Source organism: Methylobacterium sp. CCH7-A2 (genome assembly GCF_001557075.1).
Lineage (GTDB): Bacteria > Pseudomonadota > Alphaproteobacteria > Rhizobiales > Beijerinckiaceae > Allobosea > Allobosea massiliensis.
In genome coordinates this window covers 152512-175573 of the sequence record NZ_LSKN01000235.1, presented here as the reverse complement: position 1 = coordinate 175573, position 23062 = coordinate 152512, and the positions used below count along the sequence as shown (strand labels likewise).

The 23062-nt window shown below is 68.4% G+C and carries 22 protein-coding genes; 20 read left to right on the top strand and 2 right to left on the bottom strand.

The window, feature by feature from the left end; all coding sequences use genetic code 11:
- The first annotated feature begins 166 nt into the window (after nt 1-166).
- From AX750_RS18075 to AX750_RS18065, 3 genes are read left to right on the top strand one after another with little or no spacing between them, the layout of a single operon-like run.
- A complete protein-coding gene (locus AX750_RS18075; RefSeq protein ID WP_066725640.1) occupies nt 167-1300 on the top strand; it encodes a CaiB/BaiF CoA-transferase family protein in 1134 nt (377 codons plus the stop codon).
- 11 nt (nt 1301-1311) lie between these two features.
- A complete protein-coding gene (locus AX750_RS18070; RefSeq protein ID WP_066725638.1) occupies nt 1312-2469 on the top strand; it encodes an acyl-CoA dehydrogenase family protein in 1158 nt (385 codons plus the stop codon).
- A 14-nt stretch (nt 2470-2483) separates the two neighbouring features.
- On the top strand, nt 2484-3323 hold the full coding sequence (locus AX750_RS18065) for a MaoC family dehydratase N-terminal domain-containing protein (protein ID WP_066725636.1): 840 nt from the start codon (nt 2484-2486) through the stop codon (nt 3321-3323).
- 15 nt (nt 3324-3338) lie between these two features.
- Here AX750_RS18065 and AX750_RS18060 read toward each other — a convergent pair whose 3' ends face one another.
- Nucleotides 3339-4301, bottom strand: a complete 963-nt coding sequence (locus AX750_RS18060; protein WP_066725634.1) for a LysR substrate-binding domain-containing protein — start codon at nt 4299-4301, stop codon at nt 3339-3341.
- Between the two features lie 254 nt (nt 4302-4555).
- Here AX750_RS18060 and AX750_RS18055 point away from each other — a divergent pair, with 254 nt between their 5' ends.
- Complete coding sequence (locus tag AX750_RS18055) at nt 4556-5557, top strand: MBL fold metallo-hydrolase (protein WP_066725631.1); 1002 nt, start codon at nt 4556-4558, stop codon at nt 5555-5557.
- 38 nt (nt 5558-5595) lie between these two features.
- On the opposite strand, the gene AX750_RS18050 is transcribed toward AX750_RS18055, so the two are convergent.
- Nucleotides 5596-6288 (bottom strand): GntR family transcriptional regulator, encoded by a 693-nt coding sequence (locus AX750_RS18050; protein WP_066725628.1) that lies wholly within the window; start codon nt 6286-6288, stop codon nt 5596-5598.
- Between the two features lie 218 nt (nt 6289-6506).
- Here AX750_RS18050 and AX750_RS18045 point away from each other — a divergent pair, with 218 nt between their 5' ends.
- The 16 genes from AX750_RS18045 (at nt 6507) to ccoG (ending at nt 23036) form a co-directional block, all read left to right on the top strand.
- Entirely contained in the window at nt 6507-8039 is a 1533-nt protein-coding gene (locus AX750_RS18045) for an ABC transporter substrate-binding protein (protein WP_066725626.1), read from the top strand.
- Entirely contained in the window at nt 8036-8992 is a 957-nt protein-coding gene (locus AX750_RS18040) for an ABC transporter permease (RefSeq protein ID WP_066725622.1), read from the top strand. Before AX750_RS18045 ends, AX750_RS18040 begins: the two co-directional genes overlap by 4 nt.
- Complete coding sequence (locus AX750_RS18035; RefSeq protein ID WP_066725619.1) at nt 8989-9810, top strand: ABC transporter permease; 822 nt, start codon at nt 8989-8991, stop codon at nt 9808-9810. Before AX750_RS18040 ends, AX750_RS18035 begins: the two co-directional genes overlap by 4 nt.
- A 32-nt stretch (nt 9811-9842) precedes the next feature.
- The gene (locus AX750_RS18030; protein ID WP_066725610.1) at nt 9843-10670 is read left to right on the top strand and encodes a creatininase family protein; all 828 of its coding nucleotides are present in this window, start codon (nt 9843-9845) and stop codon (nt 10668-10670) included.
- A 74-nt stretch (nt 10671-10744) separates the two neighbouring features.
- Nucleotides 10745-11803, top strand: a complete 1059-nt coding sequence (locus AX750_RS18025) for an extracellular solute-binding protein (protein WP_066725602.1) — start codon at nt 10745-10747, stop codon at nt 11801-11803.
- A gap of 129 nt (nt 11804-11932) precedes the next feature.
- Nucleotides 11933-12988 carry an ABC transporter ATP-binding protein gene (locus AX750_RS18020; RefSeq protein ID WP_066725688.1) on the top strand — a complete coding sequence of 352 codons (1056 nt, stop codon included), beginning with the start codon at nt 11933-11935 and terminating at the stop codon, nt 12986-12988.
- Complete coding sequence (locus AX750_RS18015) at nt 12985-13827, top strand: ABC transporter permease (RefSeq protein ID WP_066725600.1); 843 nt, start codon at nt 12985-12987, stop codon at nt 13825-13827. Before AX750_RS18020 ends, AX750_RS18015 begins: the two co-directional genes overlap by 4 nt.
- Nucleotides 13824-14612: an ABC transporter permease gene (locus tag AX750_RS18010; RefSeq protein ID WP_066725599.1), complete on the top strand. Its 789-nt coding sequence runs from the start codon at nt 13824-13826 to the stop codon at nt 14610-14612. The genes AX750_RS18015 and AX750_RS18010 overlap by 4 nt, the downstream gene beginning before the upstream one ends.
- Before the next feature lie 9 nt (nt 14613-14621).
- Nucleotides 14622-15302 (top strand): 4-hydroxy-4-methyl-2-oxoglutarate aldolase, encoded by a 681-nt coding sequence (locus AX750_RS18005; protein WP_066725597.1) that lies wholly within the window; start codon nt 14622-14624, stop codon nt 15300-15302.
- Between the two features lie 13 nt (nt 15303-15315).
- A complete protein-coding gene (ggt, locus tag AX750_RS18000) occupies nt 15316-16992 on the top strand; it encodes a gamma-glutamyltransferase (RefSeq protein ID WP_066725595.1) in 1677 nt (558 codons plus the stop codon).
- Nucleotides 16993-17007: 15 nt separating this feature from the next.
- The gene (locus AX750_RS17995) at nt 17008-17973 is read left to right on the top strand and encodes a 2-hydroxyacid dehydrogenase (protein WP_066725594.1); all 966 of its coding nucleotides are present in this window, start codon (nt 17008-17010) and stop codon (nt 17971-17973) included.
- A gap of 164 nt (nt 17974-18137) precedes the next feature.
- Nucleotides 18138-19760: a cytochrome-c oxidase, cbb3-type subunit I gene (gene ccoN, locus AX750_RS17990; RefSeq protein WP_245282431.1), complete on the top strand. Its 1623-nt coding sequence runs from the start codon at nt 18138-18140 to the stop codon at nt 19758-19760.
- A gap of 11 nt (nt 19761-19771) precedes the next feature.
- Nucleotides 19772-20536: a cytochrome-c oxidase, cbb3-type subunit II gene (gene ccoO / locus AX750_RS17985; protein WP_066725589.1), complete on the top strand. Its 765-nt coding sequence runs from the start codon at nt 19772-19774 to the stop codon at nt 20534-20536.
- 11 nt (nt 20537-20547) lie between these two features.
- Nucleotides 20548-20703 carry a cbb3-type cytochrome c oxidase subunit 3 gene (locus tag AX750_RS17980; protein WP_066725588.1) on the top strand — a complete coding sequence of 52 codons (156 nt, stop codon included), beginning with the start codon at nt 20548-20550 and terminating at the stop codon, nt 20701-20703.
- 3 nt (nt 20704-20706) lie between these two features.
- Complete coding sequence (gene ccoP / locus AX750_RS17975) at nt 20707-21591, top strand: cytochrome-c oxidase, cbb3-type subunit III (RefSeq protein ID WP_066725587.1); 885 nt, start codon at nt 20707-20709, stop codon at nt 21589-21591.
- Nucleotides 21592-21593: 2 nt separating this feature from the next.
- Nucleotides 21594-23036, top strand: a complete 1443-nt coding sequence (ccoG, locus tag AX750_RS17970; protein ID WP_066725585.1) for a cytochrome c oxidase accessory protein CcoG — start codon at nt 21594-21596, stop codon at nt 23034-23036.
- The last annotated feature ends 26 nt before the right edge of the window (nt 23037-23062 follow it).

Below are 23062 nucleotides of genomic sequence, written 5' to 3'. Positions count from 1 at the left end.
CAGGACAAGTAGGATAAAACGATGAGGGCCATAGCGATTATCTATGGTGATCGCGGCACAGCGAGGATTTCGCTATGCCCCTCATCGCAAAACCCTATTTGACTTGGCTCCGGCTTCGACGGCCCGTCTGCGAGGGTGGATGGGAAGGCGGACCGCCGGAACGACGATGAACGCGCTCGAAGGAATTCTGGTGGTGGCGCTGGAGCAGGCGGTGGCCGTGCCGACCGCGACCTGCAAGCTCGCCGATGCCGGTGCACGCGTCATCAAGCTGGAGCGCGCCGAGGGCGACTTCGCCCGCGGCTATGACGATTATGCGAAAGGCCAGTCCTCCTATTTCGTCTGGCTGAACCGGGGCAAGGAATCCTGCCGGGTCGATCTCAAGCTGGAAGACGACCGCGCCATGGTCGAGGCCATGCTGGCGCAGGCCGATGTGTTCATCCAGAACCTCGCGCCGGGCGCCACCGGCCGGCTCGGCCTCGGCGCGGCCGATCTGCGCGCGCGCTATCCGAGACTGATCACCTGCGACGTCTCGGGCTATGCGCCGGGCACGCCGCACCACACGCGCAAGGCCTATGATCTGCTGATCCAGGCCGAATCGGGGCTAGCTGCCATCACCGGCACGCAGGCCTCCGGCCCGTCGCGCATCGGCGTCTCGATCGCCGACATCGCCACCGGCCAGGCGGCCTATGCCGCCATCCTCGAGGCGCTGCTGCGTCGCGCGAAGACCGGCCGGGGCTCCGCGATCCAGCTCTCGCTGTTCGATACCCTGGGCGACCTGATGAACGTGCCCTATCTGACGCGGCGCTATGGCGGCATCGAGCCGCCGCGGCTGGGGCTCGCCCACCCCTCGATCGCCCCCTATGGCGTCTTCTCGACCGCCGATGGCGATGTGCTGATCTCGATCCAGAGCGAGCGCGAATGGCAGATCCTCGCCCGCGAGGTTCTGGGCAGCGCGGCTCTCGCCGAGGACCCACGCTTCGCCACCAATGTCCTGCGGGTGCGGCAGCGTGAGACGGTGGATCGCGAGGTTCAGGCCCTGCTCGCGACGCGCTCCTTCGCCGAGGTCACCGCCGCGCTCGATCGCTATGCCATCGCCTATGGCACCGTCTCCAGCGTCGGCGACCTCATCACACACCCCGCCGCGACCGCCCTGGCCACCCCGACGCCGTCGGGCCCCGTCGAGGTCCTCGCCCCGCCCGCCATCGTCGACGGGCAGCGCGTGACGATGCGCCCCGTGCCGGCGCTCGGCCAGCATGACGAGGCGTTGCGGGCCGAGTTCGGCCGCTCTTCGGCCCCGTAAAGACAGCAACCATGCAGCACCCATCCGACCATGCCGAGATCCGCGACGCCGTCGCCCGCCTCTGCGCCGGCTTCCCGGGCGAGTACTGGCGCAAGCTCGACCGCGAGATGGCCTACCCGACCGAGTTCGTCGCGGCACTCACCGAAAGCGGCTTTCTCTCGGCGCTGATCCCGGAGGCCTATGGCGGCGCCGGCCTGACGCTATCGGCGGCGAGCGTCATCATGGAGGAGATCCAGCGCCAGGGCTGCAATGGCGGCGCCTGTCACGCGCAGATGTATGTCATGGGTACGGTTCTCCGGCATGGCTCGGAGGCGCAGAAGCAGGCCTGGCTGCCCCGCGTCGCCTCGGGCGAACTGCGCCTGCAGGCCTTCGGCGTCACCGAGCCGACCAGCGGCACCGACACCACCGCGCTGCGCACGACCGCCAGGCGCGAGGGCGACCATTACGTCGTCAACGGGCAGAAGATCTGGACGAGCCGCGCCGCGCAGTCGGACCTCATGCTGCTGCTGGCGCGCACCACCCCGCGCGAGCAGGTCGCCAAGCGCACCGACGGGCTCTCGGTCTTCCTGCTCGACATGCGCGAGGCGCTGAAAAACGGCCTCACCATCCGGCCGATCCGGACGATGATGAACCACGCCACCACCGAGGTCTTCTTCGACAATGTCCGCATCCCCGCCGGGAACCTGATCGGCGAGGAGGGCAAGGGCTTCCGCTACATCCTCTCGGGCATGAATGCCGAGCGCATCCTGATCGCGGCCGAATGCGTCGGCGACGCCAAATGGTTCATCGAGAAGGCCTCGACCTACGCCAAGGAGCGTCAGGTCTTCGGCCGGCCGATCGGCCAGAATCAGGGCATCCAGTTCCCGATCGCCAAGGCCTACGCCAATATGCGCGCAGCCGAACTGATGGTGCGCGAGGCGGTGCGGCTCTATGAGGCCGGCGAGAATGCCGGCGCGGAGGCCAACATGGCGAAGATGCTCGCTGCGGATGCCTCCTTCGAGGCGGCCAACGCCTGCATCCAGACCCATGGCGGCTTCGGCTTCGCCGAGGAGTACGATATCGAGCGCAAATTCAGGGAGACCCGGCTCTACCAGGTGGCGCCGATCTCGACCAACCTGATCCTGTCCTATCTCGCGGAGCATGTGCTGGGCATGCCGCGCTCCTACTGAAGGCTCTCGGATCCATGGACATCGACCATCTCCGCGGCTGGATCGGCAGGACGGAGGAGGCCTCGGATCTCGTCACGCCGCGCCTGATCGAGAGTTATGCGGCCACCTTCGCGCCCCATCTCGCGCCCGGCCCGCAGGGCGACGCGCCGCTCGCGCTGCACTGGTGTCTCGCACCACCCATCGCACCGATGAACGCGCTCGGGCCTGATGGCCATCCGGCGAAGGGGGATTTCCTGCCGCCGGTGCCGCTGCCGCGGCGGATGTGGGCGGGCGGGCGCCTTGAGGCGCTGGCGCCCTTACGCGCGGGCGATCTCGTCACGCGCCGCTCGACCATCGGCGACGTCACGGCCAAGGAGGGCCGCACCGGCGCGCTCTGCTTCGTCGCCGTCCATCACGAGGTCTCGACTCCGCGCGGCCTCGCCCTGCGCGAGCGCCACGACATCGTTTACCGCGAGGCCACGAGCCTGCCGGCCCCCGCAACTGCTGCCACAGTCACACCGGAACCGGCCGATCTCGTCTGGGAGATCGAGGCCAGCCCGACCCTGCTCTTCCGCTACTCGGCGCTGACCTTCAACGGCCACCGCATCCATTACGACCAGCCCTATGCGACCGCCGAGGAAGGCTATGCCGGGCTCGTCGTCCATGGTCCGATCCAGGCGACGCTGATGCTCAACATCGCCGCGACGCTGGCGGGAACCACGACGCTGGCGCTCGATTATCGCGGCCTGAGCCCGCTGATCGCCGGCGGCCGCTTTGCCGTCAAAGCCCGGCGCAACGCCGACGGCGGCATCCGGACCTGGACGGAAGGCGCCGATGGGCGCTTGCGGATGGAGGGAACGGCGCGTCCGCTTTAGGGGGCGCCGCCGGCCTCACCCGTACAGCATCGGCGGCCCGCCATCCTGGCCCAGCGTCGCCGTCCAGGTCTCGTCGGTGACGAGGCCGCGCAGGATCTCCCAGGACAATTGCCCGATCGCGCGCGCCGCCGCCGGCATCGGCCGCTCGGTCGAATAGGCGAGATAGACCTTGCGGTAGAGCGTCGGGCGCTCCAGCGGCCAGGTCTGGAACAGCCCGGCCTTTTCCTGCGCCGCCACCGCCATGCGCGGCAGGATGCTGTAGCCGAATCCCTGCTCCACCAGCCGCTTGATCTGGCTGTAGGATTCGATCTCGATTGCCGGCTGGATGGTCGCCCCGGCCGAGGCCGCCGCCTCGTCGATCTGGTCGCGCAGCCCATGCCCGATGCCCGGCAGGATCAGGTCGAGAGCCGCGGCATCGGCCATCGCCACGGCCTCGCCCGACGGCGCCGGCGAGCCGGTGACGCCCGAGGCGCAGAACAGGCAGAGCTCTTCGGTCAGGACATGGTGGATGCCGAGCCCCTTGGGATCGGAGGTCGAGTAGATCATCGCCAGATCGACCTCGCCGCGGCGCAGCCAGTCCAGCACGAAGCCGCTCATCGCCTCGGCGATGCGGATCCGGATCGCCGGATAGCGCTCACGCGCCGCCTGGATCAGCGGCACGCTGAACTGCTCGCTCACTGTGCCGGGCAGGCCGATCCGGACCTCGCCACCCGGCAATTCGGCCTCGCCGCGCACGGCTTCGCGCAGCGCCCCGAACTCGGCCAGGATGACATGCGCGCGGGCCAGCAGGCGCTCCCCCGCCTCCGTCGGCAGCACGCCGCGCGTGCCGCGATGCAGCAGCGCGACGCCGAGCTCGTCCTCCATATGCCGCAGATGCTGGCTCAGCGCTGGCTGCGCCACACGCAGCTTGGTGGCGGCCTTGGAGAAGGAGCCCTGTTCGACGATCGCCGCGAAATAGCGAAGCTGCCTTAAATCCATCGCCGTTCGGGTCTCCCTGGGCCTGCGGCAAGCCGCAGGCCTGCATAGCGGCGCCGCGCACCCATGACCAGCGAGACCCCGCGACTGCGCCAGCTTTGCGTTATGGCGGCTAGAGCGAAGCGGTATTGGTCGAAGCCGCGGGCGCGGGTGCATCGTTCTCCCCGGATCCGCAGGCGCTCCGTCGCCCTTCGCGCAAGCCCCACAGAACAGGCCCCGAAGGCCGGCCCTATCGCAATGATCCCGGAGGAAATGCCATGTCGAACGACCCGTTCCGTCTGCCGTCGGCGAGCCGCCGCGGCTTCCTGGGCGCAGCCGCCGCCCTCGCCGCCACCGGTAGCGGTCTCCCGCTCATCGGCCCGGCAGCCGCCAAGGCGCCGCTCTCGAAGACGCAGCCGGCCTATTTCTACCGCTTCATGCTGGGAACGGCGGAGGTCACCGTCGTCTCGGACGGGCCGCTGCCGCTGGGCGATCCCGGCACGAGCTTCCTCGGCGTGCCGAAGGAAACCGTCTACGGCATGCTGGAGAACAGCTTCCTGCCCAAGGACAACGTCGTCCTCGAGCAGAACATCCCGATCGTGAATTTCGGCGACCGGCTCGTCATGTTCGACACCGGCATGGGCTTCTCCAAGGCCTTCGGGCCCACCACAGGCCGGCTCATGAAGAGCATGGAGGAGGCCGGCATCAAGGCCGGCGACATCGACGACATCGTCTGCAGCCACGCCCATATCGATCATATAGGCGGCATCTGCACGGCGGACGGCAAGCCGCTCTTCCCCAATGCACGCATCCATATCAGCCAGACCGATTTCGATTTCTGGACGGACGAGAGCAAGCTGGGCTCGCCGCTCAAGGCCTTCATCGAGCATGCCCGCGCCAATCTGCTGCCGGTGCGTGACCGCATCGTTTTCTTCAAGGACCAGCAGGAGTTCCTGCCGGGCGTGCAGGCGATCGCGGCGCCGGGCCACACCGCCGGCCACCACATCTTCAAGGTCGCCTCGGCGGGCAAGTCCTTCGTCTTCCTCGGCGACCTGACGCACCACGCCGTGCTGCTGACCGAGAACCCGCGTCTCGAATTTGCCTATGACAGCGACCCCAAGCAGGCCGTGCAGTCCCGCGTTCGGCTCCTGACGATGCTGGCGCAGGAGAAGACGCCGGTGATGTCCTACCACTTCGCCTGGCCGGGCTTCGGCAACCTCGCCAAGGCGGGCGAGGGCTTCCGCTACTACCCTGCGCCGATGCAGCTCATCCCGGTCTGATCGGTCCGGCGCGCCCGGCCTCCCGCGGCCGGGCGCGTTCAGGCCCCCTCGTCGCTCGCGCCTGGCGGGTCATAACCCGGCAGGCGCGACACAACCCCGGTCACGGGCCGCAGATGCTCGTCGAGCACGGCGCGCGCCCGCGCCTCGTCGAAGGCCCGCAGCGCCGCGATGAAGTCGCGATGCTCGACGCGGATGCGCTCGATCCGACCCGGATCCACCGCCAGTGCCCGCATGGCGACCCGCTGCTGCCGCGCCCCCAGCGACTGGTAGAGTTCGGACAGCACCTCATTGCCGAGCGCCTGCACCATACCGAAATGGAACTCGCGGTTGAGTTCGACACGGGCGAAATGGTCACTGCCGGCAATCGCGTCGAGCCGGTCGAGCACAGCCTCCATCGTCTCGGGCAGCACGATCCTTTCCCGGCAGATGCGGGCGACCGCATAGCCCTCGATCATGCGGCGGGTCTCGTAGAGATCGGCCAATTCCTGCGCCGTGACCTGCCGCACCAGCGCCCCCCGGCGCGGCAGCAGGTCGATGAAGCGCTCCGCCTCGAGCCTGTGGAAAGCCTCGCGGACCGGCGTCCGCGACACGCCCATGACCGAGGAGATCGCCTCCTCCTCGACGAAGGAGCCCCCGGCATAGACGCCGCGCAGGATCTGCTCGCGGACATGCGCATAGACCCGCTCGCGAGCCGGCCGGGACTCCGCATCCTGCGCCTGGGGCGGCGTCATCACGTTCAATCTGGGCATCCCGATTTGGCTACCGAAGCGGCAACTCTAGGCGCTTCGGCTGCGAACGGCAAAAATCCGCCACGTATACACGACGCATGACCGCCATGCGCTGCCGGACTGGCGTCGCCGCCCCGATGGCGCTCTTCTTGCCAGACAAGGGACGCCGGACAGACGCGACAACGCGCGCGGCGACGACGACCACAGCGAGGAGAAAGCCGATGACGATCTCACGCCGCACGATGCTGGCCGCCGGGCTGGCCGCGCCCTTCGCGAGCCTGCCACTGCTCTCCCGCCCCGCCAGCGCCCAGCGGGCCGCCGGCATTCTCCGCTACGGCCTCTCCGCCTTTCCGCCCAATCTGCAGCCCTGGGTCTCGACCGGCGCCTCGGCCGGCACGGTCAAGATGCTGATCCACCGCAGCCTGGTGTCCTACGGCCCGAAGGGCGAGCTGCGCGGCGAACTGGCAACCTCCTGGTCGCTCGACGGCGACGGCGCCTGGGTCTTCAAGCTCAGGCCCGGCTGCGTCTTCCACAATGGCGATCCGGTCACCGCCGAGGACGTGAAGTGGTCGATCGAGCAGATCGCCGGCGAAAAATCGACCGCCTATATGCGCAGCCAGTTCCAGAGCGTCGAGCGCATCGAGATCCCCGACCCCGGCACGATCCGGCTGGTCACCAAGACGCCGCAGGCGACGCTGCCGAGCTGGTTCGGCAACTACAACACCTTCATCCTCTCGCGGAAATCGACGCCGACCGAGTTCATCGGCGCCGGCCCCTTCCGGCTGGTCGGTCAGGAGCGCGGCTCTTCCGTCGAGATCGCGGCCTTCGACAAGTTCTACAAGCCCGGAATCCCGAAGCTGAAGGGCATCAAATTCGTCGTCTATGCCGACGAGAACCTGCGCTTTGCCGCCCTGCAGTCGGGCGATGTCGACATGATCGAATATGTCCCCTGGCAGTCGATGGCAGCCGTCGAGGCCGATCCGCGCCTCAAGCTCGACAGCCAGGAGGGCCCGTTCATGGACGTGCTCTTCAACGGGACGAAGCCGCCCTTCAACGATCCGCGCGTGCGCCGCGCCATCGCCCATGCCGTGCGCCGGGAGGACATCGTCAAGGTCGCCTTCTTCGGCCGCGGCAAGCCGCTCGAGGGCCTGCCGATCGTCGAGGGCACGCCCTGGTGGGACAAGGACCTGTCGCGCGGCTGGAACTACGATCCCGCCCGCGCCAAGGCGCTGCTGACGGAGGCGGGTTTCGGCAACGGCTTCCAGACCACGCTGCTCGCGACCGCCCAATTCGGCATGCACAAGGACACCGCCGAGATCGTCCAGCAGCACCTCGCCGCCATCGGCATCCAGTGCGAACTGCAGCTGCCCGACTGGTCGACCCGCGTCGCCCGCGGCTCGAAGGGCCAGTACGACATGGCGATCCACGGCGTCTCCTCGGACAACAACGATCCCGACGGGCTGACGGTCGTGCTCGACACGACGCTCTCCCCCAGCCATGGCCGCTCCTTCCGCGTCGACGCCCCGCGCACCATCGCAGCCCTCGCCAGGGGCCGCGCCGAGTTCGACCAGGCCAAGCGCGTCGAGATCTACAAGGAGATGCAGCGGGCCGCGCTGGAGGAGGTGCCGATGGTCGGCCTCGCCTGGCGCAGCCAGGGCTACGGCATGGACAAGGGCGTGATGGGCTTCACCAACCTGCCCGGCGCGCTCTCCAACTCCTCCGGCAACATGCTCGAAGAGACCTATTTCGGATGAGCGCGACCTGGCTCGCGCGCAAGCTGACGGTCGTCGCGGGCCTTGCCTGGCTCGTCGCGACGATCGTCTTCCTGGCGCTGCACATGGTGCCTGGCGACCCCGCCGAGCTCCTGCTCTCGACCGGCGGCGTCTCGCCGGACCCGGCCTCCGTCGCCGAGCTGCGCGAGAAGCTCGGGCTAGAGCGCCCGCTCTTCGTGCAATACGCCGCCTTCCTGGGCGGGCTGCTGCGCGGTGATCTCGGCACTTCGCTGGTCGATGAGTATCCGGTGATCAGCGAGATCGCTCTGCGCCTGCCGCGCACGCTGGAACTGATCGCCGCCGGCAGCGTCATCGCGATTCTGGTCGGCGTGCCGGCGGGCGTCTTTGCCGCGCTCGACCGCGGCGGCGCCTTCGACCGCGCCGCCTCCGCCGTCACGGCGCTGCTGCTGGCCGTACCCGTCTTCGTGCTGGGCACGCTGCTCGTGCTGCTCTTCGCGCAGACACTGCGGATCATGCCGGCCGGCGGCTTCGTGCCCTTTTCACAGGATCCCGTGCAGCACCTGAAGCTCCTGACCCTGCCCGCCATCGCCATCGCCAAGGGGCTGGCCGCCGTACTGTTCCGGATGACGCGCGCGGCGATGCTGGACGCGCTCGCCAACGACTATGTCCGCACCGCCCGCGCCAAGGGCCTCTCGCCCACCCGCGTCATCGTCGTCCATGTTCTGCGCAATGCGCTGAACCCGGTCGTCACCGTGCTCGGCCTGCAGATGGGCACGCTGCTCGGCGGCACGGTGCTGGTCGAATACGTCTTCAACTGGCCGGGCATGTCGACGCCGCTGCTGCGCGCCGTCGAGGGCCGCGACTACCCCATGGTGGTTGGCATCGTGCTGACGATCTCGGTGCTGTTCCTGCTGCTCAACCTCGTGGTCGAGCTCGTCCATGCCCTGCTCGACCCGCGGGTGGCGCATTCATGAGCGGCAACCGGCATTTCAAGCGCCTCTGGCTGCCCGGTGGCTTCGTCGCCCTGATCGCGCTGGCGGCGCTCTGCGCGCCGCTCTTCCCCCTGCCCGACCCGATCCGCCAGGACGTCGCCAACCGCCTCGTCGGCCCGATGGCGGGCTCCTGGCTCGGCCGCGACGAGTTCGGGCGGGACGTGCTCTCGCGCCTGCTCTGGGGCGCGCGCACCAGCCTGAGCGTCGCCTTCGCCTCCGCCCTGACGGCCGGCGCCATCGGCGTCCTGCTCGGGCTGATCGGTGGCTGGGGCAAGGGCGCCGCGGCCTTCCTCTCCGTGCGCAGCATGGACGTGGTGCTGTGCTTCCCGCCCGTGCTGCTCGCTTTGCTGGTGGTGACGCTGCTCGGCCCCGGCGCCGCGACGCTGATCCTCGTGCTCTCGGTGCTCTATCTGCCGGGCTTCGCCCGCGTCACCCATGCCGAGGTCCGCGCGGTCAAGCACCGCGACTATGTCGAGGCGACGCGCGCGCTCGGCGCCCGCCCCGCCTATCTCCTGCTGCGCACCGTGCTGCCCAACATCGCCGGGCCGATTCTGGTCCAGCTCTCGCTCGCGGTCGCCGCCGCCGTCGTGCTGGAGAGCGGGCTCTCCTTCCTCGGTCTCGGCGTCGTCCCGCCCGCCCCGTCCTGGGGGCTGATGATCCGCGGCGCGCGCGCCACCATGGAGCAGGCCCCGCTGCTGCTGGTCTGGCCCTGCGCGGCGCTGACGCTCACCATTCTCGCCATGAACCTGCTCTGCGACGGCCTGCGCGACGCGCTCGACCCGCGCACGGGCGGCCGTTGAACCACCACCGAAACCTGCAAGGACATAGTCCCATGGCTGCCAAGACCGACCCCCTCGTCCATATGGGCACGATCACCGGGGGCGAGGCCCGCGAGATCCTGAAAGAAAACCCGGTGATCCTGCTCCCCATGGGCAGCCATGAGGACCAGGGCCCGCACGCCCCGATGGGCGACTACCTCCTGGCCGAGAAAATCGCCGAGCTCGCCGCCATCCGCGCCAGCAAGGCCGGCACGCGCACGCTGGTGGCGCCGGTCCTGCCTTTCGGCGGGGCCGACTGGTTCGGCTCGATGACCGGCGGCATCGCGATCTCGCAGGCGACGCTGACCACCGTCATCGCCGAGATGGTGGATTCGCTGCATCGCAACGGCCTGACCCGTATCATCGTGATCAACGGCCATGGCGGCAATGTCGGCCCGATCTCGGAGGTCGCCCGCGAACTCTACCTGCGCGAGCAGATCGTGCTGCCGAGCCTATATCTCTGGCGCATCGGCTACGGCCTGCTGCCGGGCATCCTCGGCGGGGCCGACAAGGCGGCCGCCGTCGCCGGCCACGGTGCCGATCCGCTGACCTCGATCGGCCTGCATCTCTTCCCCGAGCTGATCCGCAAGGACCTGATCCCCGAGGCGAAGCCGCTGAAGCGCGATCCGGTCCTCGATCTGCCCTTCACGGGCTTGGGCCTCGCGAGCTTCGAGGGCCACGAGGTCGCGATGCCCAACGAGTATGACGAGACCTACAATCTCGGCGTCGCCAAGGGCGATCCGCGTCTCTGCTCCGCCGAGACCGGCGCCGCGCTCACCGAGAAGCTGACCGACATCTGCGCCCGCTTCATCGCGCATTTCGCCAGCAAGGTCGCAGCCTGATCCGGCCGGCCGCCGCGCAGCCCGCGCGGCGGCTCGCCACGCCCAGCCGCTCATCCTCATTCCGGGAGGTTCCCATGCCGACTCGCCGCCGCCTGCTCCAGACCGGCCTCGCCACCATCGCCATGCCCTCCGTGCTGCGGGCCCAGAGCCTGAGCGGTCAGATCACGCTGATGTCCTACAGCGGCATCTTCCAGGACAACTACACTAAGGCGGTGGTCGAGCCCTTCCTCGCCGCCAACCCGGGCGTAAAGGTGAACTACGCGCCGGGCGGCACCTCGGCGCAGATGGTCGGCTCGGTCAGGGCCCAGAAGGCCGATCCTCAGATCGACGTCGTCATCATGGACGTCACGACCTCGAGCATCGGCAACATCGAGGGCCTGTTCGAGAAACTGACTCCGGCGGAATTTCCGGTGCTCGAGGAGCTGGCCCCCGAGGCGCGCGCAGCCGGCGGCGAGTTCGGCCCGGCCGTCACCTTCGATCATCTCGTGCTGGTCTACGACACGCAGAACCTGAAGCCCCCGATCACGAAGCTGGCGGATCTCTGGCGCCCGGATCTGAAGGGCCAGCTCGCGCTCTCGGCCCCGCCGAACATCCAGGGCCTCGCCCTGACCGCGATGGTCGAGAAGATGGAGGGCGGCGACCATCGCAAGTCGATCGACGCCGCGATGCGGAAGCTCAAGGAGCTCGCCCCCTCAGTGAACACCTTCGAGCCGAACCCGGACGGGTATTCGCTGATCCTGAACGGGGTGGTGAAGGTCGCGACCGGCTGGAACGCCCGCTCGCAGCTCTATGGCGACCAGTCCAACGGCCGGATCGGCACGCTGCTGCCGCCCGAGGGCTCGGTCTTCCAGATCAACACGATCAATCTCACGGCCGGCTCGAAGAACCGCGCGGCCGCAGCCGCCTTCGTGAAACACGCCCTGTCCCAATCGGCGCAGAAGGCCTTCACCGAGCGGATGTTCTACGCCCCCACCAATGCCAGGGCGCAGATCGACCCCAAGGCGGTCGCCCGCACCGCCGCAGCGCCGGAAAGCCGCGCGAACATGATCCCCGTGGACTGGAACGACATCCTGAAAGTCCGCGACCAGTGGAACAACCGCTGGCGCCGCGAAGTGATTTCGGCCGCCCGGTGAGCCCGGTGCGCGGCGTCATGCTCGCCCTTGTGGCGAGCATCCACGTCTTGGACACCGCGCCGGATGGAGAAAGACGTGGATGGTCGGGACAAGCCCGACCATGACGGATCAGCCCGGAATGTCTGGATCATGAGCTATCTCGAACTGGCCGGCCTGCAGAAGCGCTACGGCGCCTCCATCGCGGTCGACGAAGTCTCGCTGTCGGTCGCGAAGGGCGAATCCGTCGCCCTGCTCGGCCCCTCCGGATGCGGCAAGACCACGACCCTGCGCATGCTGGCCGGGCTGATCGCTCCCGACCGCGGCACGATCCGCGTCGACGGCACCGAGATCACCAGGCTGCCGGCGCATAAGCGCAACATGGGCTACGTCTTCCAGTCCTACGCGCTGTTTCCGCATCTCTCCGTCGCCCGCAACGTCGCCTTCGGGCTGGAGGAGCGCGGCGTCGCCAGGGCCGAGATCGCACGGCAGGTCGCGGAGGGGCTCGCCATGGTCCAGCTCGGCCATCTCGGCGAGCGGCGCCCGCGCGAGCTCTCCGGCGGCCAGCAGCAGCGCGTCGCTCTCGCCCGCGCGCTGGTGATCCGCCCCTCCGTCCTGCTGCTAGACGAATCCCTCTCCAATCTCGACGCCAAGCTGCGCGACGCGATGCGCCACGAGATCCGCTCGATCCAGCGCTCGCTCGGCATCACCACCCTCTTCGTCACCCATGATCAGGTCGAGGCGCTGACGATGTGCGACCGCATCGCGGTGATGAACCGCGGCCGCATCGCCCAGATCGGCACCGCCGAGGACATCTACGAGCGCCCCGCGACACGCTTTGTCGCCGAGTTCGTCGGCCGGATGAACGCGCTCCCCGCCACGCGCGACGGCGACGGCAAGGTCCTGCTCTGGGGCGGGCGTCAGCAGCTCGCAGCCCCGCTCGAGGGCGCGTTCGACCTCTTCGTGCGGCCGCAGCGCATGCGGATCGTCGCGCCCTCGGAGACCGTCGGCGAGACGAACCTGCGCGTCGCAGGCCGCGTCCTGCGCAGCGTCTTCGTCGGCGACCATGTCGAGGTCCTGGTCGAGGGCGCAGGCGGGCAGCTCACCGTCGAGATGCCGTCGGGCACCGCGCTCCCGGCGGAGGGCGACGAGGTCGCGGTGATCTGGCCGACCGCCGACAGCCTCGCCTTTGCCCGCGAGGCGGCATGACCGGCGCGCTCCGCCTGCCGCTGCTGCTGGTCCCAGCGGGCCTCTTCGTCCTGGCGATCTACGCCTGGCCGACGCTGCTGCTGCTGCGCAACGGCTTCAACGAGGTCGGGCCGACCGGCGCGATGGTCGAGGCCTGGTCGCTGAAGACGGCGGCCGACACCTTCGCGGACGGCTTCACCTTCGAGCTGACGCTGAACTCGCTGCAGCTCTCGCTCAGCGCCACCGCGATCGCGCTCGCTTTGTCCTATCCGCTCTCGCTGTTCCTCTTCCGCACCGAGTCCCGCTTCCGCGGCCTGCTCGCCGTCATCGCGATCATGCCCATGCTGATCTCGGGCGTGGTGCGCGTCTTCGGCTGGCTCGCCATCCTCGGCGACCGCGGCCTCGTCAACGGCCTGCTGCAATCGCTGGGACTGATCTCCGCGCCGCTGCGGCTCGTCTTCAACTGGACCGGCGTCACCATCGGCCTGGCCGAGAGCATCATGCCCTACATGATCCTGGCGCTGCTCGCCGGCTTCGGCCAGCTCGACCGCACGCTCGAGGAGGCGGCCCGCTCGCTCGGGGCGTCGCCGTTGCGCACCTTCTGGCGCGTGACGCTGCCGCTCAGCCTGCCCGCGCTCGCGCTCGCCGCGGGACTCGGCTTCATCCTCTCCATGTCGGCCTACATCACACCGAAGCTCCTGGGCGGCGGACGCGTCTTCGTGCTGGCGACCGAAATCTTCGAGCAGGCGACGACCAACACCAACTGGCCGGTCGCGGCCGTACTGGCGATCTACACGCTCGGCCTGCTCCTGCTGCTGCTGGTCCTATCCAACCTGCTGGCGCGGGGGCTGCGGCGATGAACGGCGCCGGTCCCGTGCTCTCCACCCTCGCAGGCATCGTCTACGCGCTGATCCTGGCGCCGATCATCGTCGTCGTGATGCTCGCCTTCTCGGCTGACAACTTCATCCTGTTCCCGCCCTCGGGCTATTCCCTGCGCTGGTTCGAGGCCCTGAGCGCGCATGCGCCGCTGCTCTCGGCGCTGGGGCTGAGCGTCCAGGTCGCCAGCGTCGTCACGCTGCTCTCGCTCGCGCTCGGCGTGCCTGCCGCCCTGGCGCTGGCCAAAGGCACGTTCCGCGGCAAGGAGGCGCTGACCGGCTTCTTCCTGGCGCCGCTGCTGCTGCCGACGCTGATCACCGGGCTCGCTTTGCTCCTGTTCTTCACGCCGCTGCGGCTCACCGCGACGCTGCCGGGGCTGGTTCTCGGCCACATGACGGTGACGGTGCCCTTCGTCATCCGGATGATGACGACGGCGCTCTCGAACCTGCCTCATGACATTGAGGCCGCAGCCGCGACGCTCGGCGCCACGCCCTGGCGCGTCGTGCGGCGCGTGACGCTGCCGCTGGCGACGCCGGGCCTGATCGCCTGCGCCTGCCTCTCCTTCCTGCTGTCCTTCGACGAGACGGTGATCTCGCTCTTCATCTCCGGCCCGCGCGCCTCGACGCTGCCTGTCGAGATGGTGCGTTATGTCGAGGGCCGGACCGACCCGCTGATCGCCGCCCTCTCCGTCGTCCTCATCATCGCCACGCTGATCATCGTGGTCGCGGTGGAACGCCTCGTCGGCGTCGCCCGCGCCGTCGGCAAATAGGAGACCATCATGCCCGACTACCGTATCGCCCCGATGCCGGATCAGCTCCCGGCCGCCCTCGTCGCGAAGCTGCTCAAGGTCGAGACCGCGACCGTCGGGCACTCGCAGCACTGGGGCTTTATGGATCGCGGTATCCAGCCGCTGCTGCGCACCAAGCGGATCGCCGCCGCGGCGGTGACGCTCGCCATCCCCGGCCAGGACTCGACGCTGCTGCACCACACGCTCGGCCTGCTGCGGCCCGGCGACATCCTCGTCGTCGACCGGCTCGGCGACGACAAGCACGCCTGCTGGGGCGGCGGCGTCACGGTCGCGGCCAAGGCGGCCGGCGCGGTCGGCGGCATCGTCGACGGGCCCTGCACGGACCTCACCGAGATCCAGGACAGCGACTTCCCGATGTGGTGCCGCGGCATGTCCCCGATCACGACGCGGCTCTACAATCTCGGCGGCACGCTGAACCTGCCGATCTCCTGCGGCAACGTGCCGGTCAAGGCCGGCGACGTCATCCTGGCCGACGAGTCCGGCGTGCTCGTGCTGCCGCGCGACGAGGCGGAGGCGATCGCCGACGCGGCCATCGCCAGACAGGAGCGCGGCGAGCGCACGCAGGATCGCGTCCGCAAGGGCGAGAAACTGGGTGACATCTCGGGCGCGACGAAGATGGTGCTCGACGCGCTGGCGCAGCAGGCCGGCTGAGGAAGCTCACATCATGACCGCCACCGCCCGCGCGCCCCGCATCACCCCCTTCACCTGCGACAAGAGGCCGGCGACGGGCTCGCGCGGCATGGTCGTCACCAACCACCCCCTCGCCTCGGCCGCAGGTTCGCAGATGCTGCTGGCGGGGGGCAACGCGGTCGATGCGGCTGTGGCCGCGCTCTTCGCGCTGACCGTCGTCGAGCCGATGATGGTCGGCATCCTCGGCGGCGGGCTCGCCCATATCCGCATGGCCGATGGCCGCCATGTCGTGCTGGACGGGCTCTCGACCGCGCCGCGGCGCGCCACGCCCGACATGTATGACTGCCTCTCCGACGAGATCGGCAAGCAGCGCGACGTCCGCGACCGGGAGAACGTGGTCGGCCCCAGGGCCGTCGCCGTGCCAGGCGCACTGGCCGGCTGGTGCGAGGCGCTCGCCCGCTTCGGCACGCTGCCGCTCGCCGAGGTGCTCCAGCCCGCCATCGCGCTGGCCGAGCGCGGCTTCACGGTCACGCCCTATCTCTCCAACTGCATCGCCGACAACATCGCCGATCTCGCGCGCGATCCGGGCCTCTCGGCGCTGTTCCTGCGCGATGGTCAAGCCCTGCCTGCGGGTACGAGGCTGGTCCAGAGCGACTATGCCAAAAGCCTGAGCCTGATCGCCGAGACCGGCCCGGCCGCGCTCTATGGCGGCCCGCTCGGCCAGGCGCTGACCGATTTCATGGCGGCGAAGGGGGGCCTGATCGGCCCCGACGATCTCACCGCCTACCGGGTCGAGACGCGCGAGCCGATCCGCGGAAGCTATCGCGGCCACGAGATCCTGGGCCCCCCGCCGCCGGCCTCCTCGGGCGTCCACATCGCGCAGATGCTCAACATCCTCGAGGGCTACGACATCGGCGCGCTCGGCTTCGGCTCGCCGGACGCGGTCCATCTCCTGGCCGAGGCCCTCAAGATCGCCTTCGCCGACCGCGCCGTGGCGACCGCCGATCCCGCCTTCGTCAAAGTCCCGGTCGCTCGGCTGATCGACAAGGCTTATGCCGACGAACGCCGCGCGCTCATCGCGATGGACGAGGCCAAGGCATGGTCTGCGGGACTAGCGCCGGGCGAATCGAACGACACCACCCATGTCACGGTCGCCGATGCCGACGGCAACGTCGTCACCGCGACGCAGACCATCAACGGCCTGTTCGGCGCCTGCACCCAGATCCCCGGCACGGGGATGCTGACGAACAACTACATGTTCAATTTCGACCCGCATCCCGGCCGCGCGCTCTCGATCGCACCCGGCAAGCGCGTCTTCACCTCGATGGCCCCGATGATCGTGCTGAAGGAGGGCAAGCTCGCCTTCGCGCTCGGGCTGCCCGGCGCGCTGCGCATCTTCCCCTCGGCCCTGCAGGCGATCGTCAACCTGATCGACCACGGCATGAGCCTGCAGGAGGCGGTCGAGGCGCCGCGTGTCTGGACCGAAGGCGGCGTGCTCGAACTCGAGGAGGCCTTCCCCGAGACGGTGGCGGAGGCGCTGCGCGCGCGCGGTCACCGCATCGTCCGGATGCCCCGCATCGCCGGCGGCATGAACGCCATTTCCTTCGGCACCGACGGCACACTGACCGGCGCCGCCTGCTGGCGCGCCGACGGCACGCCCGTCGCGGTCTCGGGCGGCCTCGCCCGCGCCGGCGCCCGCTTCACGATCTGACAACGGAACCCGACGATGACCGAGACCATCTGCCTCCTCGACATGACCACGCCGGCCCGCGCCGAGAAGCTGCGCGCCCTGCTGCCGCCCGGCTTCGTGCTGACCCATGGCACCGCCCGCGGCGACGAGCACATGAAGGAGATCATCGCCGAGGCCGACTACGCCATCTCCGGCCAGGTCGCCGTCTCCGGCGACGTCTTGCGCGCCGGCAAGAAGCTGAAACTGCTGCACAAATGGGGCGTCGGTTACGACAACATCGACATCGCCACCGCCAAGGAACTGGGCATCAAGGTCGCCCGGACGACGGGCAGCAACGCGCTGCCCGTCGCCGAATTCGCGCTGGGCCTCATGATCTCGGCCCTGCGCTATATCGGCTACGGCCATGCCGAGCTGAAGAAGGGCCACTGGAGCACCGGCAGCCTGCCGGGCGAAACCTTCATGCTCTCGGGCAAGACCGTCGGCATCATCGGCTTCGGCGCGATCGGCCAGAACGTCGCGAAGCTGCTGCGGGGCTTCGGCTGCACCATCCTCTACAGCAAGCGCCAGCCCCTCACGGCAGAGGAAGAGGCGGCGCTCGGCGTCCGCCACGCCAGCCTGGACGCGATTCTCGCGCAGGCGGACGTCGTTTCGCTGCACTGTCCGCTGACGCCCGAGACCACCAACCTGATCGGTCGCGAGGCTTTCGCGAAGATGAAGAAGACCGCCGTGCTGATCAATGTGGCGCGCGGCGGGGTCATCGACGAATCGGCGCTGGTCACCGCGCTGCGCGACCGCGAGATCGCGGGCGCGGCGATGGACGTCTATGCGATCGAGCCGCTGCCGGCCGACAGCGAACTGCTGACCCTCGACAATCTCGTCGTGACGCCGCATCTCGCGGCGATGGCCGCGGACAATTTCGCCCCCACCGTTTCGCGGATGTTCGCCAACATCGCCCATGTGTCGCGCGGCGAGCCGGTCCCGGCAAAGGATCTCGTCGTCTGAAACCCGGGCCCGCCCCGGCGGCGCCTTGACCTGAATCAAGGCTCGCCGGCACCGCCGCCGCTAAGCCTCGCCCATGACAGCGTGCGCGTAGAGCGCCGCAGGGTGAGCAGGGGCTGGGCATGGCGACCACGGGCAATCCGATCCGACAAGCGACGACAGGCGAGATGGTGGGCATCGCGCTTGCCGCGGTGAGCTTCCTGGGCTTGCTGCTGATCGCCGCCAAGACCGACCACGGCGCCTATGCCTTTCATGCCGCCGTCGGCATGGCCGCGGCCCTGGCGACCATCTTCCTGATCGGCAACCGCTGCTTCAAGCCGGGCACCGGCCCGGCGCCGCAGGAAATCGATGGTCGGCCCAATTACAATATGGAGCCGGTCAAGTTCGCGACGCTCGCGGCGCTCTTCTGGGGCATCGCCGGCTTCACTGTCGGGCTGATCATCGCGCTTCAGCTCGCCTTCCCGGTCCTGAACTTCGATCTGCCCTGGATCAATTTCGGCCGCCTGCGCCCGTTGCACACCTCGGCGGTGATCTTCGCCTTCGGCGGCAACGTGTTGATCGCGACCTCCTTCTACGTCGTCCAGCGCACCTCCCGCGCCAGGCTGGCGGGCGATCTGTCACCCTGGTTCGTGGTCCTGGGCTACAACCTCTTCATCGTCATCGCCGGCACCGGCTATCTGCTCGGCATCACCCAGGGCAAGGAATACGCCGAGCCGGAATGGTATGCCGATCTCTGGCTGACCATCGTCTGGGTCGCCTATCTGCTGGTCTTCCTGCTGACGCTCGCCAAGCGCAAGGAACCCCACATCTATGTGGCCAACTGGTTCTATCTCGGCTTCATCGTCACCATCGCGGTCCTGCATCTCGGCAACAACCTGACGCTGCCGGTCTCGATCCTCTCGCCCAAGTCCTACATCGTCTGGTCGGGCGTGCAGGATGCGATGTTCCAGTGGTGGTACGGCCATAACGCCGTCGGCTTCTTTCTGACCGCCGGCTTCCTCGCGATCATGTATTACTTCGTGCCCAAGCGCGCGAACCGCCCGGTCTACAGCTATCGCCTCTCGATCATCCACTTCTGGGCGCTGATCTTCATCTACATCTGGGCCGGGCCGCACCACCTGCACTACACCGCCCTGCCCGACTGGGCGCAGACACTGGGCATGACCTTCTCGATCATGCTCTGGATGCCCTCCTGGGGCGGCATGATCAACGGAATCATGACCCTCTCGGGTGCCTGGGACAAGCTGCGCACCGACCCCGTACTGCGCCTGATGGTGGTCTCGCTCGCCTTCTACGGCATGTCGACCTTCGAGGGCCCGCTGATGTCGATCAAGGCGGTCAACTCGCTGTCGCACTACACCGACTGGACCATCGGCCATGTCCATTCCGGCGCGCTCGGCTGGGTCGCCTACATCTCCTTCGGCGCGATCTACTGCCTCGTTCCCTGGCTCTGGAACCGCAAGGAACTGTATTCGCTCAAGCTGGTGAACTGGCACTTCTGGATCTCGACCCTCGGCATCGTCCTCTACATCTCGGCAATGTGGGTCTCCGGCATCCTGCAGGGACTGATGTGGCGCGCCTACACCTCGCTGGGCTTCCTCGAATACTCCTTCATCGAGACCGTCGCGGCGATGCACCCCTTCTACGTCATCCGGGCACTCGGCGGCGCACTCTTCCTCACCGGCGCGCTGATCATGGTCTTCAACGTCTGGATGACCATCCGCAGCGGCGAGCCGGAGAGCGCCCAGGACAACGCCCCGCTTCAGCCCGCCCTCGTGCCGGCCGAGTAAGGACCGCTTCCATGACGAGCATCGAACACAACGCCCCGCGCAAGTCGCTCTGGTCCAAGCACAAGATCTTCGAGACCAACTCCATCATCCTGATCATCGGCGTCCTGCTGGTGATCTCGGTCGGTGGCCTGGTCGAGATCGCGCCGCTCTTCTACCTGAAGAACACGATCGAGAAGGTCGAGGGCATGCGCCCCTATACCCCGCTCGAGCTGGCCGGCCGCGCCATCTATGTCCGCGAGGGCTGCTACAACTGCCACAGCCAGATGATCCGCCCGCTGCGCGACGAGATCGAGCGCTACGGCCATTACTCGCTCGCGGCGGAGAGCATGTACGATAAGCCCTTCCAGTGGGGCTCGAAGCGCACGGGGCCGGACCTCGCCCGCGTCGGCGGCAAGTATTCGGACGAATGGCAGCGCGACCACCTGGCCAATCCGCGCGCCCTCGTGCCGCAGTCGATCATGCCCGGCTATCCCTTCCTGACGAAGACCGAACTGAAATTCGACGACATCGCCGACGAGCTGCGTGCGAACCGCGGCAGCGGCGTGCCCTACACCGACGAGATGATCGCCCAGGCCGCCAGCGACCTGCGTGCCCAGGCGACGCCCGACCATCCCAAGCAGGGCGAGCTCGAGGCGCGCTATCCCAAGGTCCAGGCGCGCGACTTCGACGGCGACCCGAGCCGCATCACCGAGGCCGACGCACTGATCGCCTATCTGCAGGTGCTCGGCACGCTCGTCGACTTCAAGCTCTACGACAACAAAGCCAACATCCGCTGACGGAGGGCATCATGGACATGACCTATCAGTGGCTCGCGCGCTTCGCGCAGTCCGCCGGCCTCCTCTACTTCGTCGGCATCTTTCTTTCCGTCTGCGTCTACGCCTTCTGGCCGGCCAATCGCGCCCGGTTCGAGGAGGCCGCCCGCACCCCGTTGCAGGACGACTGAACCATGGCTCAGCATCAGGACCATCACGAGGTGGACGCCAATACCGGCGTGTCCACGACCGGCCATGAGTGGGACGGGATCCGCGAACTCAACACGCCGCTGCCGCGCTGGTGGCTCGGCATCTTCTACGCGACGATCGTCTGGTCGGTCGGCTACTGGGTCGTCTATCCGGCCTGGCCTCTGATCACCGGCGCGACCCAGGGCGTCATCGGCTATGCCTCTCGCATCGAGATCGCCAAGGATCTCGCTTTGCTGCAGCAGCACCGGGCGTCCCAGTCCAGTGGGCTGGCCGAAGCCTCGCTCGAGCAGATCAAGGCCGACCCCTCGCTCTTCCGCATCGCCATGGCCCAGGGCAAGGCCGCCTTCGGCGACAACTGCGCAGCATGCCACGGCGTCGGCGGCGCCGGGTCCAAGGGCTATCCCAACCTCAACGACGACGACTGGCTCTGGGGCGGCTCGCTCGCCGAGATCCACCAGACACTGCAGAACGGCATCCGCGTCGCCGGTAATGCCGAGACGCGCATCAGCCAGATGCCTGCCTTCGGCAAGGACGGCGTACTGAAGCCGGCCGAGATCCGCGCCGTCGCCAACCATGTCCGCGAAATCGCCGGTCTGCCGACCGAGGCGAATGCCGATCTTGCCAAGGGACGCGAGCTCTTCGCCACCAACTGCGCCGCCTGCCATGGCGACGCCGGCAAGGGCAACAAGGAGCTCGGCGCGCCGAACCTCACCGACGCGATCTCGCTCTATGGCATGGATCTGGCCTCGCTGACCGAGACGATCACCAACAGCCGCGCCGGCGTGATGCCGGCCTGGGGCCAGCGCCTCGATCCGACCACGGTCAAGGCCCTGACGATCTATGTCCATTCGCTCGGAGGGGGCCAGTAGCCATGGCTCTCCAGGAGACCGATCTCGGGGATCTGCCGCTCTTCGCCCCCACGAAGAAGGTCTATCCGCAAAGCGTGTCCGGCCCCTACCGGCGCGCCAAGTGGATCATCCTCGGGCTCTGTCTCGGCGTGTACTATCTGCTGCCCTTCCTGCGCTGGGAACGCGGCCCGAACCTGCCCAACCAGGCGGTTCTGGCCGACCTTGCCAACGCCCGCTTCTACTTCTTCTTCATCGAGATCTGGCCGCAGGAGGTCTATTACTTCACCGGCCTGTTGATCATGGCCGCCTTCGTGCTGTTCGTGATGAACGCCGTCGCCGGGCGCGTCTGGTGTGGCTATCTCTGCCCCCAGACCGTCTGGACCGACCTTTTCCTCGCGGTGGAACGGTTTTTCGAAGGCGATCGGCGCGAGCGCATCAAGCTCGACGAGGGCCCCTGGACCGCCGGCAAGGTGCTGCGCAAGACCGGCAAGCACGCGGTCTGGCTGCTCATCGCCTGGTGGACCGGCGGCGCCTGGGTCCTCTACTTCGCCGATGCGCCGACCCTGGTGCGCGATCTCGCCACCTTCCAGGCCCCGCTGACGGCCTATGCCTTCATCGCGATCCTGACCTTCACGACCTATGCCCTCGCCGGAATCATGCGCGAGCAGGTTTGCAAGTTCATGTGCCCCTGGCCCCGCATCCAGGCCGCGCTCACCGACGACGAAGCCCTCAACGTCACCTATCGCTACGACCGCGGCGATCCGCGCGTCTCGGTGAAGCAGGCCGAGCGCCTGCGCAAGGAAGGCCAGCCCGCGGGCGACTGCATCGACTGCCGGCAATGCGTCGCCGTCTGCCCGACCGGCATCGACATCCGCGACGGAGCCCAGCTCGACTGCATTCAGTGCGGGCTGTGCATCGACGCGTGCGACAACGTCATGGAGAAGATCAGCCGTCCCAAGGGGCTGATCGGCTACGACACCGACGATAACGTCAAGCGGCGCATCGCCGGCGAGAAGCCCGTCTACAACCCGCTGCGCCTGCGCACGATGATCTATGCCGCGCTGATCCTCGTGGTCGGCGGCGCCATGGTCTTCCAGCTCGCCACCCGCCGCACGGTTGAACTTTCGGTGCTGCACGACCGTTCCCCGCTCTTCGTGCGTCTCAGCGACGGCTCGATCCGCAACGCCTTCACCATCCGCATCCTGAACAAGCGGCCCGACGAACGCCCGGTCGCGCTGACGGTCCACGGCCTTCCCGGCATCCGGATCGAGGCGGTGGGCGTCACGCCAACGGCGGATCTGCGTCCGGTCGTCACCGTCGGCCCGGACTCGTCGCGCGAGGTTCGCGTGCTGGTGACACTGCCGCCGGATGTCCGCCCCGAGAAGACGCAGCCCATCACCTTCACCGCCGCCGATCTCTTCGCCGGCGAGATGGTGACCGCCACCGACCATTTCATCGCGCCCTGAGGGGGCACGCCATGTCCTGTTGTGGA